This window comes from Methylocaldum sp., assembly GCF_039794385.1.
In the GTDB taxonomy this organism is placed as follows: domain Bacteria; phylum Pseudomonadota; class Gammaproteobacteria; order Methylococcales; family Methylococcaceae; genus Methylocaldum.
Genome location: NZ_JBDIVO010000077.1, coordinates 1 through 16,492 on the forward strand (window position 1 = coordinate 1; position 16,492 = coordinate 16,492).

Genomic DNA, 16,492 nt, shown 5'->3' on the forward strand with positions numbered 1-16,492 from the left:
GGCGCCGTGGTTACGGTCGCGACATCCGCCAGCGTGATATTCGCGCCGTTCTGGCGCAACAGTACGACTTGCCTCAAGGTCTCCTCGGCCGCCGGAAGGCCGACGATGTTCAAACTGATCCGCTGGTTGTCGTTTTCCACGAACCCGGCCCCCGGCATGCCGGTCGCCTGGCGGGCTGCGAGCACGACATCCCCGGCAGCCAGGCCGTAGCGGCGCAGCCTGGCCGGATCGATTTGAATCTGCAATTGGCGGATTTCGCCGCCGAATACGTTCACATCCGCAACGCCCGGTACGGCCAGCAAACGCGGCACGATGGTCCAGTCCACCAGATCGCGAAGCTCCATGAGGCTGTGGGAAGGCGAGCTAAGTCCGATAGTGAGAACCGTCGCGGAGGCCGATGAAAGCGGTACCATCACCGGTGGACCGGCGCCTACGGGCAGTTTGCCGGCGAGCATGTTCAGGCGCTCGCCGACCAGCTGCCGGTTACGGTAAATGTCCGTGCCTTCCTCGAAGACGGCCGTCACCACCGAGAGGCCCTGGATGGATTCGGACCGGATGCTGTCCAGACCGACCAACCCCGCAAGATGCCTTTCGATGCGCGAGGTGACGAGAGTTTCCGTCTGTTCGGCCGTAAGACCCGGTGCTTCGGTCTGAATAACCACGCGGGGGGCGGAAAATTCGGGAAAGATGTCGAGGTTCGCCTGACCGAGACGGAGCGCGCCGTAAATCAGCAGCAGGAGAGAGAGTGCAACGACCACTCCGCGCCGGTGCACGGCGAAGCGAATGATGGCAGACAGCATCAGTCGTCGTCCTCGTCCGGAATATTTCCGCGGAACTCCTCCGAGAGCAATAACTGTCCGCCGGTTACGACGATCTTGTCGCCGGCGGCAAAGCCGTGGTCGACGAACCAGAAATCGGCGTGCTCGCGGTAGGCGGTGATTTCGGTGCGGATGAATGTGCGGTCGTCGGACTGGCGGTAGGCCCAGGGTTTTCCGGCATGCCAAACGATGGCCGACAGTGGCATGGCGATGCCGATCAAGGGCTCACCGGAGGTCGGCAGCCAGGCATTGACTCTCATTCCGGCGCGCAGTCGGTCGCTTGGCGCATGAAAGAAAAAAGTTTCGCCCTGCACGAGATCGTCGGTTTTCGGGGCGGGAGAAATGAGTTCTGCCCGGTGTGCCGCGCTCCGGTCGTTTTCACGGGCGACGAACAGAGATCGCTTGTCGGGCGGCAAGGATTGGCCGCTCGGCAAGGCGATCAGAAGCAATACCCGGCTCCGGCTCAAGAAATCCTGAAACAGACGCGATTCGCCGTCGAAGGCGATGCGGGTTAGTTCGTCGCCCCAGGCCTGCCGGGCTTCGTGCCGAATCTCCCTCATCAGTCGGCGGGCGGCCTCGAGCTTGGCTCGATCGGCCTGATATTGCGCCTCGGCTTGCGCCAAATCGCGGCTGGCCACGATGTCCTCGCGGTGCAGGGTCGTCAGCCGGTTGCGGTTTTTTTGAGCCAACTCGACGGCGGCGTTTGCGATTTCGGCCTCGGTGCCCGCCGTTTGATAACGAACGTGCAAAGCCAATAAAGGCTGAATGTCGACTACTTTGCCGTAGGCCATTATCTCCGGGTGAAACGTCAATGCGTTCAAAACCTCGACGGTCAAGCCGCTAGCCTTTTGTTGCTCCGCTGTCATTCGGACCGCCGCGGCTCTGCGGGACTCGGGTTCGCTTTTTTGAATCGACGCCGGCCGGTCGGAACGCGCTTTCGCGTCGGGGTCGTCATCATCGGAGAACGCCGGAAAGACAAGAGCAGCTGAAAGCAGAACCGCCATGACGGGCGGACATAAGGTCGGCTTCATTGAAAAAGTCGTAACTACGTGAGATTAAAGCGAAAAAAAGATAGTTTCAGAGCCGCGAGACTATAACCCGGCCGATTTGCGAAACACAAACTATCGGCCTGAAAACCCTGACGTGCGTCTCTAATCAGACATGATCTGTCAAAACGATTTGACACTGTATCGACCGAAAACCAAAATGAAAGGCGGATGCTTTCCCGTCATGGCCGGGAAGCTGTCCGACGGATGATGCGTGTAGCACGCATGTCCGGCGACTTAAATTCCACACATCCCATAGAAAGAAAAAGAGGAAAAACCAAATGAGACTCAAGTGTTCGCTCTCTGCTTTGCTATTGGCCGCTGTGGCGGGTACCGCGGGTGCCAACGAAGATCCGGCTGTCGCACGCACAATCGACCAGGTCAAAATGCTCGATGCGTTGTACAAGACCGCGGTCGTGCTGATTACCGAGCATTATGTGGAAAATCCGTCCTCCATTTCGGCAGCAACGGCGTCGAAGCTGTTGTTCGCGGAAATGAAGAAGAACGGGTTTCATGAGGCCCGCCTGATCGGATTGACGGATCAACTGACCAATCCCGAAGAAAACCGTCCGACGGGAAATTTCGAAGAGACGGCGAAGGAAAAGCTATTGTCCGGTGACGAATACTATACGCGGGTGATCAAGGAAGGCGACAAGCGCTATCTTTATATGGCCACAGGAGTCCCGGTCGTGATGGAAAAGTGTGTAATGTGCCACGCCAATTTCAAGGGTAAGACCGGTCCCATAGGCGCACTGGCCTATAAGGTTCCCGTCATCGAATAACTTATCCAAAGCCGAGGAAGCACGGTCTTGGGCCGTGTTTCCCACCCGGCGCTTCTCCATTCCGTTCGTCTTAACCGGCAAGCTGACGAAACGTTGCGGTGCTTCTAACGGATCATTTATTCTGCAATGAACTGCCAAGGAGTCCGTCTATGTTCGATCCAGCGCAATACGGCCCGGTTTTTCAGCCCTTGTTAGACCAAGAGCGATTGAATTCGCTCGGTCCGGGTACGCCTAACGATAAGGCTTTTCCCTTGCTTCAGGCATTGTCGGTCGAGCAGGCATTTCTTCCTCGCCCGGTAAAAGATGTCGGCATGGCCAAATGCTGTCTCGCCGGCTTGTGGCTTTATCACGACTATCTCGAAGAGAGCCATCGCATCAGTCAATCCGTCTCTACCTCCACCGGCAGCTATTGGCACGGCATCATGCACCGCCGAGAGCCGGATAGCTGGAACAGCAAGTATTGGTTCGATCGGGTAGGACAACATCCGGTTTTTCCGGATTTATGCGAGGCTGCAAAAAATCTCGCGGAGCGAGATTCGCCCCTTCCCGAGACGCGATTCTTGCTCGAGCAGAAGCGCTGGGACCCGCATCGGTTCGTCGATCTTTGCGAGGCCAGCCGAACGGGAAAAAGCCGAGGCGAAAACCTGTGCCGAAAGATTCAACTGCGGGAATGGCAATTGCTGTTCGATTATTGCTACAGGCAGGCTGTCGGGATGTGATCGCCGCGGACTAGCGTGCGGACTGTCCATAGCGCTTTTCACGCCACCCGCAGCACTTTCGCTCCACGAATCCGGCGCATTTTGAGGTCGAGCAGCGCGCGATTGGCATCTTCCAGCGCGTATTCTTCGACTTCGGGGCGAATGGGAATCTCGGCGGCCAAGGCCAGAAAATCGCCGACGTCGCTTCGGGCGACGTTCGCCACGCTCTTGATTTCCTTTTCCATCCACAGATGGCTCGGATACTCCAGCCGTAGCAGAGAATCCTTATCGGCATCCTCCTTGCGGATCGCATTGATGACCAGCCTTCCGCCGGGGGCGAGATGCCTCAGGGATTCGACCACGGGCTTCCAAACCGGCGTGGTATCGATGATGGCGTCCAGTTTTGCCGGAGGCTCGTCGTCGGTGTCGCCGGCCCATGCCGCGCCCAACTCCAGGGCAAAGGCGCGTTCCTCCGGATTTCTGGCGAACACGAATACCTGCGTTCCCGGATAACGGTGGCGGACCATCATCAGGACCAGATGGGCCGACGCGCCGAATCCGGTAAGCCCCAGGATCTCGCCATCTTTGAGTTCCGTCAGTTTGAGCGAGCGATAGCCGATCGCGCCGGCACACAGCAAGGGCGCGGCCTCGACGTCGGAGAACGCGTCGGGAATGGCGAACACGAACTCTGCCTGTGCCGTCATGTATTCCGCGTAGCCGCCGTGGGCGTCACGCCCGGTGGCTTCGAATTGCTCGCAAAGATTTTCGTTTCCTGCCCGGCAATAGGCGCAGATTCCGCAGGCCGAGTGAATCCAGGCGACGCCTACGCGATCGCCGACGGAAAAACCGGTGGCCGAAGACCCGAGTTCGTCCACTCGGCCTACGACCTGATGCCCTAGGATCACCGGTAGCCGGGGCGGGGGCGTGCGGCCTTCGATCTCGTCCAATTCGGTATGGCAGACGCCGCAGACGGAGACTTTGATCAGCAACTCGTCGGAATGCGGAACCGGTTTTGGCCAATCCGCCAGGGCCAGCGGCGCCGGATTCTCGGCCAGCTTGGAAATTCGTTCGAGGACCATCGCTTTCATGACATCGCTCCTGCGGGAAAGTCCTGCCGGTGTCATCGGCGTGGATCGTACTCGTCGAGATAGGTTGTAATGCCGTAGGAAACCGGCCAGAACAGGGTCTCTATGGCGGCGCCGAAAGGCAGCACCAAGCCCGCCACCGCGCGCTCGGTGAAGGTCGGTTCGGTAAACATGTCGAAATCCCTTCTGAGCTTTTCCCGATCGTCCGTCAGAAGGGCATATTGCAGGCGGGTATCGTGAAACGCCATGGGCCGGTCGGTTCCGCCCAGGCTCAGCGAAGTACAACCGGTTAAGGCCGTCATTGCCATCGAAACTAGCAGCGCCCGAACAAAAAAGGTATTCATTTGGCCTCCGGTCCCCTGTTGAGATTCAGCATTCGGATAAATTCTCCGGGCAGATCAAGAAATAGTCACGAGGGCAGGGGGCCTCGGATGTTCAGGCGCGATGGGTACTCTCGCCCCGGGAGATGCCGCCGGCGATGATGTGAGCGGTGCGCAAAGGCTCCGGCAGCCGGCCATAAACCGCATGCAGCCGGATTAGAGCTTCGGTTTCCCTTACCGACAAGCCGGCACGCTGAACGTAAACTCCGGCGATGGGCTCCATCGGTCCGGCCCGTTCGATAAGCCGCCATTTTCGTTGTCCGCCCCGAACATGATCGAGCAAGGCATCGCGGATTTTATCGAGATTCGGGAGATGGCGGGCTACGACGAGCACCGGCCGTTCCAGTGTTTTCTGCAACCGGTGTATGTCGACGACATTGAATCCGGCGAAAGCGATTCCCTGAAGCAAAACGGCCTGAAGATGGGGATAAAAGCGAGAACCCGTAATCAGTTGAGCCAATATCCGAGTCGCGTTCGCACCGTCCCGGCGCACTTTTCCCGAGAGGACGCCGTCAAGACGAGAGCCCGCGTAGAAGGCGCCTACGATCATGACATCGCCCCGATGATGCCGGTCGAAAGGCGCATCATCGAACCCGATCGCATGAGAAAAACGAGGAGATGCCATTGAGTCTTGCAGTCCGGCGAAATAGCCTCGAAGCTCCAGAACGCGTTATCGTGCTCGACTGTACCGGTTGAGCCGGTGTTCCGACCGGGGCTCGCGGCGCCGTTTCCGGGTTCAAGTCTCAGCCTAAGTCGGTCTCGTTGATGACCAAATTGCGTCCGCTGTCTTTCGCTTTGAGGAGGCAGCGTTCGGCTCGTTGCATCAGATCGGATAGGGTGTCGCTGGGATGCATTTCTGCAACGCCTGCGCTGATTTTCACCGGGATGGCTTTGCCGTTGTATCGCAATGGAATCCGGTCCAGCAAGGTACGGAGACGGTCAAGAGCGAATGTGGCTCCCGAGGCGTTGCCGCCCGGGAAAACGGCGACGAATTCCTCATCGCCGAAGCGAGCGAAAATATCCTGCGTTCGCAACAGCCCGCGGGCTGCCGTGACCAAATGGGTCAGCGCCTGATCGCCGGCGTCACGACCATGGGCGTCATTGATCTGGCTGAGCCAGTCGATATCGATCAGGCCGATCGATATCTGATCTTTCTGACGCCGGCTTCGCGTGAATTCGCGAGTCAGGACGATGTCGAGACCGCGCCGGTTCAAAATGCCCGTCAGCGGATCGATTCGGCTCAAGCTTCGGCTTTCCTTTATTTCATCCTGGACGCGTTGGAGCAATTGCTGGGTTTCCCGTAACTCGGCCTGGGAGTCGGCGACTCTTTGCCTGAGCTGGGAGAGCGTCTTCATGATTTGGCTAAGCGCCTGCTCCACCGAAAAGTCTTGCGTATCGGCGCTCTTCTCGTTGAAAAGCTTCTGAAAGTGGCCATCGAACGTCCCCAACTCAGCGGCGAGACCGAATGTCGTGTCGGTAAGAATCTGCAAGATCGTGTCGACGGCGGCGGTTACTTCGGCCTCGGGTGTCGATTCACCCGGCGATGGCTCCGGCTTTTGTCCGCTCAATTCCCCGGCGATCAGATAATAATGCTCCGCATAATGATCCGGGGTAGGCGGCAAACCCGATTCCGTCAGGCGTCGTAATGCTTGTCGCGCTACCGCAACGGGTTGAGGAGAGATGGTCTCGGCTGTCATTTTGGGCACTTCATCCGTATGGGCGTGGGTTTATAGCGAAAAATAGACTAAATAGCTTGGTTAAGTAAGTTTTGAGCGACATGAACCTAGCGCAAAGCTTCTGGCCTCCGGCCGAAAATTCGGAACGTCAAACATCCGCCATTCTAGCTGCTTCGGGATAGTGGCGGCTCGCGGCGGCGAACATGATCGCAGTGGCGAGCATCAGCAGCGAAAAAAACCAGAAATAATCGGCTCCGGCCAGTTTCGAAGTACCATCGGGGTTCTGAATGAAAAAGTTGACCGCGCTGGTGAAAAGATTTCCGGCGGCGACGGAGACCATGAAAAAGGACATCACGAAGGATTTCATGGTTGGCGGAGCCTGAGTGTAGGAGAACTCCAGACAGGTGATCGACACCATGACTTCCGATGCGGTCAGAACGACATAATTGAGCAGCTGCCAACCGATGGACAGGGAAACGCCGGCATCCAACGCACGCTGAATCCAAGCCGCGAATGCGAATGAAAAAGCCGCCAGCAACATGCCCGCGCCGATTTTCCTCAGCGCCGTGACAGGCATGCGACGTTCCAGGCTCGGATAAATGCCGTAGTAGAAAAGCGGCGTCAGAATCATGATGAGCAACGGATTGGCTGCCTGGATCTGCGAGGGCAGAATCCGGTAGCCCAGAAATGTCTGATCCATCTTCTGGGCCTGTAGCACCCAAGACGAACCGGTCTGATCGAACAGTGCCCAAAACATCGCTACGAACGCATAGATGACGCCGAGCCGGGCAAGGATCCGCCAACTCTCATGACTCAATATTCCCTGCAAGAAAGCGACCCCGCCGGCAGGAATGTGGGCGAAGCGGTAACGGCCCGACCAAAAAATGACCGTAGCGATGAGCATCAGGACTCCCGGCAGCGCGAACGCTGTCGAGGCACCGTAGTGCTCCAGCAACCAAGGCGTCACCAGCATCGATGTGAATGCGCCGAAATTGAGGGCGAAATAAAACCAGCTATAAACCCGGCTGAGCAAATGCCGGTTGGTTTTCGCGAATTGATCGCCGACGTGGGCGGAAACGCAAGGCTTGATGCCGCCCGCGCCCAATGCGATCAAGCTTTGTCCGATCAGGAGCCCGGTGCGGGTGTCGTCCAGTGCGAGGGCCAAGTGCCCCAAGCAATAAACCAGCGACAGCACGATGATCGTGCGGTATTTTCCGAGCCACCCGTCGGCGAGCAGCGCCCCCAGGATCGGGGTGAAATAAGTGGCCGAGACGAATAAGTGAAAATAGCCCTTGGCTTCCTCTTCGCTCATAGGATCTGGATAACCCGCAGGGCTCATCAGGTATTGGCTCATGAACACCACCAGCACCGCACGCATGCCGTAATAACTGAATCGCTCCGCCGCCTCGTTGCCGATGATGTAAGGGATGCCGGGCGGTAGTCCTTCGATCGGAAGAGGCTTGGTGCGGTACGGCGTCATGGTTGCATCACGGTTTGCAGATCGCCTAGGAATGCCGGCGTACCGGAAAAAGCGACGTGGTGCGGACGTGTACTGTGACGGGCCTCCGCCAATCTCGGCCTTTTTTGATTTAAATCAAGAAACGCAGAATTTCCATTGGTTACTGTATACCCGCGCGCCAATTCCGGCGCAGTAATAAAAACAATCATTCGCAAAAAACTATTCTGAGGAAGCCGTAATGGAAAAAGAGAAAGACTACTTCTGGTTCTACATTGGCGGTGTCATCATTGCAGTCGCGATCACTTTGATGATGGTCAAAGGAAGCGAGCACGACAAATACGCCACGGCCGCCAAGGCCATAGCCGAGGATTCCACCAACTCCTCTTACCGATAAAGGCCGGCACGAGCTGCTTTACCGGTCCCGACCCTATCACCAAGCGTATTAGGCAGCCAAATGCAACGTAGGATGAGCGGTTAACCGTGCCCATTCTACGTTGCTAGTTTTTGAGCAGTCGAAAAACGAGCTGCAAGGGGCCTTGCAACCGCAACCGGTATACGAGACCTCGATGCTCATTTCAAGCGCAACGCTTTTTTAGTGCTTTTTCCCCCGGATTATCCGTCGGACTGCTCAGGACAGACTCTTCATCGCTACCTCGTAGACATCCTTCGAAACATTCTCGATTCCGGCGATCCGCTGAAGTTGCTGGCGCATCGATTGCTGCCGCTCCGTGTCGTAGCGCCGCCATGGCGTCAAGGCCGTCAGCATTCGGGCGGCCACTTGCGGATTCAAGGCATTCAAGGCGATGACATGGTCGGCGAGAAACGCGTAGCCCGCGCCGTCGCGGACGTGGAAATTGACCGGGTTGGCCTGGGAAAACGCGCCAATCAGCGAACGAACCCGGTTTGGGGTTTTCAAGTCGAAAGCGGGATGCGAAAGCAATTCTTTGACCCGATCCAATGTTCCTGGTAGACGGCAGGTGGCCTGCAGGGTAAACCACTTGTCGATCACCAGGTCTTCTTCCCGCCAATGCTCGTAGAACTCGGCCAGACAATCGGTTTTTTCCGGATTGCGGCTGTTCACGATCGTCGATAACGCCGAGATTTGATCGGTCATCGTGCGCGCATCGCGGAACTGCCGGACGCTGAGGCGATAAGCTTCTTCGGTCTCCAGCTCTCCTAGGTAAGCGAGACAGACGTTCTTCAGCCGGCGCCGGCCGACGGCCTCGGCGTCGAAGCGGCCGGCCTCGTCGAGATGATGTGTCTGATACAGGCGGCGGAATTCCTGTTCCAAGGTGCGAGCCAGCGCCCGTTTTACGGTTTGCCGGGCTTGGTGAACGGCATCGGGATCGATCACCTTCATCGATGCGCTGATGTATTCCTCGGACGGCAGGGTCAATAGCAACGCCAGATAGGACAAATCGGGCCAGTGATCGGAAATCACCTGCCGATAGGCCTCGGTGAGATGGCTATCGACGGTTTCCGGCGTCTCTCCCTTGGAGAATTGGCCGACGAGATCGAGGATCACCTGGGTGGCCAACTGTTGTCCGGCGTCCCAGCGGTTGAAAGGATCGGGATCGCGGGAGAAAAGGAAAGCGAGTTCCTGGTAGCCGCGTTTCAGATGCAGCCGGACCGGTGCGGAAAATCCTCGCAGGGCGGAGACCACGGGTTTTTCCGGCAGACCGACGAAGCGGAAGCGCTGTTCGGATTCCTTTACGTCCAGCACCCGGGTTTTCTGCCGATGCGGCTCGGATTCGCCCTCGAGCTGCAAGGGCAGCTCCGTGCCGTCCGGCGCCAGCAGGCCTATTGCCAAAGGAATGTGGAACGGGGTCTTTACCGGTTGGCCCGGCGTGGGCGGGCAGCTTTGCCTCACGGTAAGATTGAGAGCTTGGGTTTCCGCATCGTAATCGGCGGCGATACGCACTTCGGGCGTTCCGGCCTGGCTGTACCAGCGGCGGAACTGCGTGAGATCGACGCCGTTGCCGTCCTCCATGCACCTGACGAAGTCGTCGCAGGTCACCGCTTGTCCGTCATGGCGCTGGAAATAGAGATCCGTGCCGTTGCGGAAGCCGTCCTTGCCGAGCAGCGTTTGGATCATGCGGACCACTTCGGCGCCTTTTTCGTAGACGGTCAAGGTATAGAAATTATTGATTTCGATATACGACTCGGGTCGCACGGGATGGGCGAGGGGGCCCGCGTCCTCCGCGAATTGCCGGGTGCGCAGCATGTTGACCTCGTCGATGCGTTTGACGGCTCGGGAAGTCCGGTCGGCGCTGAACTCCTGGTCGCGGAACACGGTCAAGCCTTCCTTGAGGCTGAGCTGGAACCAATCCCGGCAGGTGATGCGGTTGCCGGTCCAGTTATGGAAGTACTCATGGCCGATGACGCCCTCGATATGCTCGTAGTCGGCGTCCGTAGCGGTGTCCGGCCGGGCCAGAACGTACTTGGTGTTGAAGATGTTGAGCCCCTTGTTTTCCATGGCGCCCATGTTGAAATGACCTACCGCCACGATCATGTACAGGTCCAGGTCGTATTCCCGCCCGTAGTTCTCCTCGTCCCAGCGCATGGCGTTCTTGAGGGATTGCATGGCGTGATCGCATTTGTCGAGGTCGTGCTTTTCGACGAAGATCTGCAAGGTGACTTCCTTGCCGGAGCCCGTCACGTAACAGTCTTCGAGGCATTCCAGCCGTCCCGCGACCAGCGCGAACAGATAGGATGGTTTCTTGAAGGGGTCCTCCCATTTCACCCAATGGCGGCCGTTCTTCAGCTCGCCGGTCGCGATGCGGTTGCCGTTGGACAGCAGCACCGGATAACGCGATTTGTCCGCGACCAGGGTCGTCGTGTATTTGGCCATCACGTCCGGGCGGTCGGGGAAATACGTGATCTTCCTGAACCCTTGGGCTTCGCACTGAGTGCAGAGCATGTCCTTGGAGAGATAAAGCCCTTCCAAGGCGGTGTTCGCTTTGGGGTTGATGCGGGTGACGATTTCGAGATCGAACGGACGGTCCGGAACGCTGGGGAGAACCAGGGTCTCTTCGGTCAGACGATACTCGGGGGCGCTTAAATTGCGGCCGTTCAGCCGGATCGATTCGAGCAAGAGCTGTTCGCCGTTCAGTTCGAGTTCCCGGTGCTCGCGCGGCGATTCCGGATTCCGCCGCACCCGAAGCTTGGCGGTGACGCGAGTATTTTCCTCGTCCAATTCGAAAAAAAGATCGACGGTTTCGATGAGATAGTCCGGCGGCGTGTAGTCTTTGAGGTAGACGGTGTTTGGTGTGTGTTCGCGCATCGTGGTCGAGCCTTATGTCGATGATGGTGGAATGATACGGCTTAGACCGGGGAAACGGGAGAGCTGTCGGCTTCCGATTCGCTTTCGATCTTGCTCGATGGCTGAACATGGCCGAAAGCGGTTACCATGAGCGAATGATACGCCCAATTTACAATGCTTCAGTCCTTGCGGCGGCGCTGCTGCTTCTCGGTTGCGGACAGGACCAATCGAGCCGCCGCGTGGTCGGCATTCTGGAATGGGATCGAGTGGAGTTGATTGCCGAAGTATCGGAGCCTATCGTCGAAATTCCGGCCGAAGAAGGCGACTGGGTCGAATCGGGGCAAGTTCTGGTGCGCCTCGATCCGGCACGGCAACAGGCTCGGCTGAACGAGGCGGCGGCGGCGCGGGATCGGGCTGCCGCCCGGTTGCAGGAACTGGAAAGGGGACCCCGGATCGAGCGCATCCGGGAGGCGGAGGCGAGGTTCGAAGGCGCGCATCAGGTGTACGAAGTACGCCGTCGCGAATTCGAGCGGGTGAACGAGTTGCTGCCCCGTAAGCTCATCAGTCCGGACGAGGTGGACCGGGCAAGAAGAGAGTTTAAAGCCGCTCTTGCCGAGCGCGACTCGGCTTCGGCCGTACTCGAGGAGCTCAAAGCCGGCACCCGTGTGGAAGAAGTGGAGCAGGCGCGCCAGGCGCTGGCCTCCGCCGAGGCGGCCGTGCAAGTCGCCGAAACCAATCTGGAACGCCTGACCGTGCGGGCGCCTGTGGCGGGGCGTCTTGACAGCCTGCCGCTCAAGCTCGGAAATCAGCCGCAAGTCGGCGCGGTGCTGGCCGTGCTGCTCTCCGGTGCTGCGCCCTATGCACGGGTCTACATTCCGGAACCGATCCGTGTATCCGTCATGCCCGGAGACGCCGCCCGGGTTTGGCTGGACGGTGTCGCCGAGCCGTTTCAAGGCACCGTTCGCATGGTGAGTTCGGATCCCGTCTTTACGCCCTTCTTCGCCCTGACCGAGCGCGACCGGCGGCGTCTAAGCTATGTCGCGAAAATCTATCTGAGCGAAACGGTCCGAAACGTGCCGGCCGGGCTTCCGGTCGAGGCTGAACTCTCGGCCGTTGGGCGGTCCGAGCGGCCATGAGCGGCGACTATGCGATCACGGCGCGCGGGCTGACGCGCCGTTTCGGTACCGTCATCGCCGTCGATCACGTCGATCTCGCCATTTCCCGCGCCACGATCTACGGATTTCTCGGACCGAACGGCTCCGGCAAATCGACCACGATCCGCATGCTGTGCGGTCTGCTGACGCCGTCGGAGGGTGAGGCCGAAGTCTTGGGGCATCGTATTCCCGGCGAAGCCGAAGCCATCAAGCGAAAAATCGGCTACATGACCCAGCGTTTCTCGCTTTACGAAGATCTCACGGTCCGGGAAAACCTGGAGTTCATGGCCGATGTCTACAGTCTGCCGCGTAGGTCCGCCCGGCAGCGCATCGGCCAATTGCTCGATAAATACAATCTCGCGGACCGTGAGCGGCAGCGGGCCGGGACACTCAGCGGAGGCCAAAAGCAACGCCTCGCGCTAGCGGCGGTGACGGTGCACGAGCCGGAACTGCTGTTTTTGGACGAACCGACCAGCGCGGTCGATCCGCAGAGCCGGCGCGATTTCTGGGAAAGCCTGTTCGAGCTTTGCGACAAGGGGACGACGATTTTGGTGTCCACCCACTACATGGACGAAGCGGAGCGCTGCCATGGCCTCGCAATCCTGGACCGCGGTCGGGTGGTCGCGGATGGCGCGCCGCAGGAGTTGGAAAGGCGCATCGACGCCAGCGTCGTGGAAATGGAAACCGGCGATTCGAGGGCCGTGCGGCGGCTGCTGACGGATTTGCCCGGCGTGCTCAGCGTGACCCAGCTCGGCATGCGCCTGCGGGTGCTGCTAGACCGATCCGTTGCCGATCCGCTGGCGCTAATCCGTACGGGTCTCATCGGGCAGCGGCTTCAATTCGATGCCCGGTTGACCCACCCGAACCTCGAAGACGTCTTCGTCGCCGCCACCCAGGGCCGCTATCTCAAAGCGCAAGCGTGAAAGGTCTGCTGCGACTTTTTGCCATCCTGCGGAAGGAGGTCCGCCAGCTCAGGCGCGACCGGCTGACGTTCGGCATGATCGTCGGCATTCCGCTGTTGCAGATCACGCTGTTCGGTTTCGCCATCAATACCGATGTGCGCCATTTGAGCGCCGGCGTGGCCGATCACGCCAACACGCAGTTTTCCCGCATTCTGGCCGCCGACGCGCAAGCATCTCAAGTCGTCGACATTACCCGGCGGGTAGAAACGCCGGAACAATTGGAAACCCTGCTTCGGCGAGGTGAAATCTCGGTCGGGATTTTCATTCCTTCGGATTTCGGGCAGCGTCTGGCAAGGCGTGACAGACCGGCCGCCCAGCTCATGATAGACGGGTCCGACCCTCTGATCCTGGCTGCCGCGCGTCAGCTTACCGGAATGAGCTTGCGCTACGATACGGCGCCCAGGCAGACCACTGAGGTGCCTTTGTTCGAGATCCGCAATTATTACAACCCGGAACGGCGCTCGGCCGTCAATATCGTGCCCGGCTTGATGGGAGTCATTCTGACGATGACCATGGTGCTGTTCACCGCGGTGGCCATCGTGCGGGAGCGTGAGCGCGGCAATCTCGAACTGCTCATCAATACGCCGGTAAGAAATCTGGAGCTCATGGTGGGGAAGATCATTCCCTACGTCATCATCGGATTGATCCAAGTGAGCCTGATACTTTTGCTCGGCGTTCTGCTGTTCCACGTGCCGATTCAAGGCCGGATGATCGATATTTATCTAGCCGCATTGGTGTTTATCGCGGCCAACTTAACGATGGGACTGGTGATTTCGACACTGGCCCGGACGCAGTTTCAGGCGATGCAGACCACTTTTTTCTTTTTCTTGCCCTCGATACTTATTTCGGGCTTCATGTTTCCCTTCGACGGCATGCCCAGGGCGGCACAATATATTGCCGAATTGCTTCCGCTGACCCATTTCGTCCGGCTGATCCGGGGTATCATGCTGCGCGGCGCGGAATTGTCGGAACTGCTGTCCGAAATGTGGGCTTTGATGGCGTTCATGCTCATCACCCTGGGCGTCGCCATGCTGCGATTCAAGAAGCGGCTGGATTGATCGCGCGAACGTCGCGAAGGTAGAGTATCCTCTCGGGATACGCCGTTGTGGTGCACTCTTTGCTGGATTTTTCGAGACCCCAAGGTGTCTTATTGGAATCCGTTCGAGAATTTCCACCGTCCGGGGTTGCCACCGATCGATGTTCGCTCTGCCCTCGCTCTTTCAGACCGGATTGCATTGACACAGTGCTGCGAGGGAGTCGCCATGCGGAAATCGTCGGCGAGCGGTAACACGTGTACCCCTCTGGCGAGGGCGGCTTCGAGAATGGTGGACCAGCTTTCTGTTCGCTCGAGATTTTGCGGTGACCGGTGCAGGCGTGCTTAAAGTCCAATTCGGATATCGGGTATGAGAATTCCTGATCGCTTCCGTCGCTCCCGTCTCGCTGGGAAGGAGAGAAATTCCATCCATGCGGATGAAATGCGAGCGTCGCAGATCAAGCTTCTGTATCAACAGCTTCCGTCGGCTTTGATCGCCACGGCGGCCAACGCCGCGATCCTGGTCCTCATTCTCTGGCGAGAGGTTTCCCGACCGTTGGCAATCGCTTGGCTATTGGCCGTCGGCGCTCTCGTGTTGGTTCGTTACGGCCTGCTCCGCGCCTATGCGCAAGCTAATCCGACGAGCACCGATGCACCTCGCTGGGCCCGATTTTTCTTGCTCGGCGTCGCCGCCAACGGGGCGCTGTGGGGCTTGGCAGGATTTTTCCTTTTCGTCGAGCACAGTTATGTGCACCAGATATTTCTCGGTTTCGTGCTCGGCGGAATGGTCGCGGGAGCGATGTCGACCTTATCTTCGTTCCGTCACGCTTTTCTGGTCTTTCTGCTGCCGGCACTGCTTCCGTATACGGCGCAGATACTACGCCACGGCGGAGATGTCCATATCGCGATGGGAGCGATGTTAGTGCTCTTCGTAGCCATGATGTGGATGATTTCCGAGCGCTTGTACGCGACCGTGGCGGAATCCTTGCGGCTTCGTTTCGATAATCTGGACCTTTTGAGCGATCTCACTTCGGCAAGGGATCGGCAAAAGGCGGTCAATCAGGAATTGTCCGGTCAGATCGCGGAAAGACGAAGGGTGCAGCGCGAGTTGCAGGAGTCTTGCGAAAAACTGGAACAGCGGGTGAGAGAGCGCACCGAAAAACTCGCCCGATCCGAAGAGGCGTTGCGTGACGCCAACCGCCGCAAAGACGAATTTCTCGCGATGCTGGGCCATGAACTCAGGAATCCGCTAGCACCCATCCGGAATGCCGTGCAGGTCATGCGAAAACTCGAGCCGGACGAGACGAGGCTTCGATGGGCGCGCGACATCATCGATCGCCAAGTCGATCATCTGGCTCGGCTGGTCGACGACTTGCTCGACGTGTCCCGCATCGTTCAGGGAAAGATCAGCCTGCACCCGACGACTCTGGATCTCGCGACGGTCATCGATCAAGCCGTCGAGGCCAGCCGGCCTCTGATCGAAGCGCGCGATCATGATCTCCTGGTGACGATGCCGGACCGTCATCTCCAGGTTAAAGGCGACCGGGTACGATTGGCGCAGGTCATTTCGAATCTGCTCAATAATGCCGCCAAATATACGGATGTAGGCGGAAAGATATGGCTGGCGGTCGAAGCGTCTGAGTCCCGCGTGAGCATCCGCGTCAGGGATAACGGCGTCGGCATACCGGAAGAGCTTCTGCCTCATGTCTTCGACCTTTTTAGCCAGGCCGATCAAAGTCTTGCGCACGCTCAAGGCGGCTTGGGCATTGGGCTCACTTTGGTCAAGCGATTGGTGGAGATGCATGGGGGAGAAGTCGAGGCCCATAGTGCCGGCCCCGGCCGGGGTTCGGAGTTTTCGATACACCTGCCGCGTTTTTTCGACGATGCCGACGAGGTCGATGCAGTCCGTTCGAATACGGCGTAACGCCCGCTCGGACTCGAGTCTGAGGGGCGCCAGATTCACGGCAGGCTAGAGCGTTTTTCATCTCGGTGTACGGCTTCGTGTCGGGTGGGAAGAACGTAGGTCGGCAATCCCTTGCCGACGTATCGGCTCGGCAAAGGATTTTGTTGGAAGGGGCGTCCTGGCGCTCCCAGGACGGCCGTTTTGCGATTGGAAGGGTCGCGACTAAAGCGACCG

The 16,492-nt window shown here is 58.7% G+C and carries 15 protein-coding genes; 7 read left to right on the forward strand and 8 right to left on the reverse strand.

Annotation, left to right across the window (positions count from 1 at the left end; genetic code table 11):
• Both ABJK70_RS09100 and ABJK70_RS09105 read right to left on the reverse strand, forming a co-directional pair.
• Positions 1–800: efflux RND transporter permease subunit (locus ABJK70_RS09100; RefSeq protein ID WP_347257817.1), on the reverse strand; the 800-nt coding region annotated here is incomplete at its 3' end.
• Positions 800–1,849 (reverse strand): hypothetical protein, encoded by a 1,050-nt coding sequence (locus ABJK70_RS09105; protein WP_347257818.1) that lies wholly within the window; start codon positions 1,847–1,849, stop codon positions 800–802. The genes ABJK70_RS09105 and ABJK70_RS09100, both read right to left, overlap by 1 nt.
• Positions 1,850–2,145: 296 nt before the next feature.
• Between ABJK70_RS09105 and ABJK70_RS09110 the strand changes: the two genes are divergently transcribed.
• Together ABJK70_RS09110 and ABJK70_RS09115 are read left to right on the forward strand one after the other, a co-directional pair.
• Positions 2,146–2,646 (forward strand): DUF3365 domain-containing protein, encoded by a 501-nt coding sequence (locus ABJK70_RS09110; RefSeq protein WP_077730491.1) that lies wholly within the window; start codon positions 2,146–2,148, stop codon positions 2,644–2,646.
• A gap of 149 nt (positions 2,647–2,795) precedes the next feature.
• A complete protein-coding gene (locus ABJK70_RS09115; protein ID WP_077730492.1) occupies positions 2,796–3,365 on the forward strand; it encodes a hypothetical protein in 570 nt (189 codons plus the stop codon).
• Between the two features lie 38 nt (positions 3,366–3,403).
• Here ABJK70_RS09115 and ABJK70_RS09120 read toward each other — a convergent pair whose 3' ends face one another.
• The 5 genes from ABJK70_RS09120 to ABJK70_RS09140 form a co-directional block, all read right to left on the reverse strand.
• Entirely contained in the window at positions 3,404–4,432 is a 1,029-nt protein-coding gene (locus ABJK70_RS09120) for a zinc-dependent alcohol dehydrogenase family protein (protein ID WP_347257819.1), read from the reverse strand.
• Between the two features lie 32 nt (positions 4,433–4,464).
• Entirely contained in the window at positions 4,465–4,773 is a 309-nt protein-coding gene (locus ABJK70_RS09125) for a hypothetical protein (protein ID WP_347257820.1), read from the reverse strand.
• Positions 4,774–4,864: 91 nt separating this feature from the next.
• The gene (locus ABJK70_RS09130; RefSeq protein ID WP_347257821.1) at positions 4,865–5,434 is read right to left on the reverse strand and encodes a DUF99 family protein; all 570 of its coding nucleotides are present in this window, start codon (positions 5,432–5,434) and stop codon (positions 4,865–4,867) included.
• 118 nt (positions 5,435–5,552) lie between these two features.
• Positions 5,553–6,506 carry a diguanylate cyclase gene (locus ABJK70_RS09135; protein ID WP_133716455.1) on the reverse strand — a complete coding sequence of 318 codons (954 nt, stop codon included), beginning with the start codon at positions 6,504–6,506 and terminating at the stop codon, positions 5,553–5,555.
• Between the two features lie 127 nt (positions 6,507–6,633).
• Complete coding sequence (locus ABJK70_RS09140; protein WP_077730497.1) at positions 6,634–7,965, reverse strand: POT family MFS transporter; 1,332 nt, start codon at positions 7,963–7,965, stop codon at positions 6,634–6,636.
• 217 nt (positions 7,966–8,182) lie between these two features.
• On the opposite strand from ABJK70_RS09140, the gene ABJK70_RS09145 reads away from it, so the two are divergent.
• Positions 8,183–8,338, forward strand: a complete 156-nt coding sequence (locus ABJK70_RS09145) for a hypothetical protein (RefSeq protein WP_166642472.1) — start codon at positions 8,183–8,185, stop codon at positions 8,336–8,338.
• Positions 8,339–8,572: 234 nt separating this feature from the next.
• Here ABJK70_RS09145 and pepN read toward each other — a convergent pair whose 3' ends face one another.
• Positions 8,573–11,227, reverse strand: coding sequence for an aminopeptidase N (gene pepN, locus ABJK70_RS09150; protein WP_077730498.1), 2,655 nt, complete (start codon positions 11,225–11,227; stop codon positions 8,573–8,575).
• Between the two features lie 134 nt (positions 11,228–11,361).
• On the opposite strand from pepN, the gene ABJK70_RS09155 reads away from it, so the two are divergent.
• The 4 genes from ABJK70_RS09155 to ABJK70_RS09170 all read left to right on the forward strand — a co-directional run bounded on the left by ABJK70_RS09155 (position 11,362) and on the right by ABJK70_RS09170 (position 16,279).
• The gene (locus ABJK70_RS09155) at positions 11,362–12,342 is read left to right on the forward strand and encodes an HlyD family efflux transporter periplasmic adaptor subunit (protein ID WP_166642471.1); all 981 of its coding nucleotides are present in this window, start codon (positions 11,362–11,364) and stop codon (positions 12,340–12,342) included.
• Positions 12,339–13,283, forward strand: coding sequence for an ABC transporter ATP-binding protein (locus ABJK70_RS09160; protein WP_347257822.1), 945 nt, complete (start codon positions 12,339–12,341; stop codon positions 13,281–13,283). Before ABJK70_RS09155 ends, ABJK70_RS09160 begins: the two co-directional genes overlap by 4 nt.
• The gene (locus ABJK70_RS09165) at positions 13,280–14,380 is read left to right on the forward strand and encodes an ABC transporter permease (RefSeq protein WP_347257823.1); all 1,101 of its coding nucleotides are present in this window, start codon (positions 13,280–13,282) and stop codon (positions 14,378–14,380) included. Before ABJK70_RS09160 ends, ABJK70_RS09165 begins: the two co-directional genes overlap by 4 nt.
• A 345-nt stretch (positions 14,381–14,725) precedes the next feature.
• Positions 14,726–16,279 (forward strand): HAMP domain-containing sensor histidine kinase, encoded by a 1,554-nt coding sequence (locus ABJK70_RS09170; protein ID WP_086134530.1) that lies wholly within the window; start codon positions 14,726–14,728, stop codon positions 16,277–16,279.
• Positions 16,280–16,492: the final 213 nt, after the last annotated feature.

Coding starts and splice junctions, on each gene's coding strand:
- ABJK70_RS09115 (WP_077730492.1), top strand. CDS start 2,796: ATGTTCGATCCAGCGCAATACGGCCCGGTTTTTCAGCCCTTGTTAGAC.
- ABJK70_RS09120 (WP_347257819.1), bottom strand. CDS start 4,432: ATGAAAGCGATGGTCCTCGAACGAATTTCCAAGCTGGCCGAGAATCCG.
- ABJK70_RS09130 (WP_347257821.1), bottom strand. CDS start 5,434: ATGGCATCTCCTCGTTTTTCTCATGCGATCGGGTTCGATGATGCGCCT.
- ABJK70_RS09145 (WP_166642472.1), top strand. CDS start 8,183: ATGGAAAAAGAGAAAGACTACTTCTGGTTCTACATTGGCGGTGTCATC.
- ABJK70_RS09125 (WP_347257820.1), bottom strand. CDS start 4,773: ATGAATACCTTTTTTGTTCGGGCGCTGCTAGTTTCGATGGCAATGACG.
- ABJK70_RS09140 (WP_077730497.1), bottom strand. CDS start 7,965: ATGACGCCGTACCGCACCAAGCCTCTTCCGATCGAAGGACTACCGCCC.
- ABJK70_RS09160 (WP_347257822.1), top strand. CDS start 12,339: ATGAGCGGCGACTATGCGATCACGGCGCGCGGGCTGACGCGCCGTTTC.
- pepN (WP_077730498.1), bottom strand. CDS start 11,227: ATGCGCGAACACACACCAAACACCGTCTACCTCAAAGACTACACGCCG.
- ABJK70_RS09105 (WP_347257818.1), bottom strand. CDS start 1,849: ATGAAGCCGACCTTATGTCCGCCCGTCATGGCGGTTCTGCTTTCAGCT.
- ABJK70_RS09110 (WP_077730491.1), top strand. CDS start 2,146: ATGAGACTCAAGTGTTCGCTCTCTGCTTTGCTATTGGCCGCTGTGGCG.
- ABJK70_RS09155 (WP_166642471.1), top strand. CDS start 11,362: ATGATACGCCCAATTTACAATGCTTCAGTCCTTGCGGCGGCGCTGCTG.
- ABJK70_RS09170 (WP_086134530.1), top strand. CDS start 14,726: ATGAGAATTCCTGATCGCTTCCGTCGCTCCCGTCTCGCTGGGAAGGAG.
- ABJK70_RS09135 (WP_133716455.1), bottom strand. CDS start 6,506: ATGACAGCCGAGACCATCTCTCCTCAACCCGTTGCGGTAGCGCGACAA.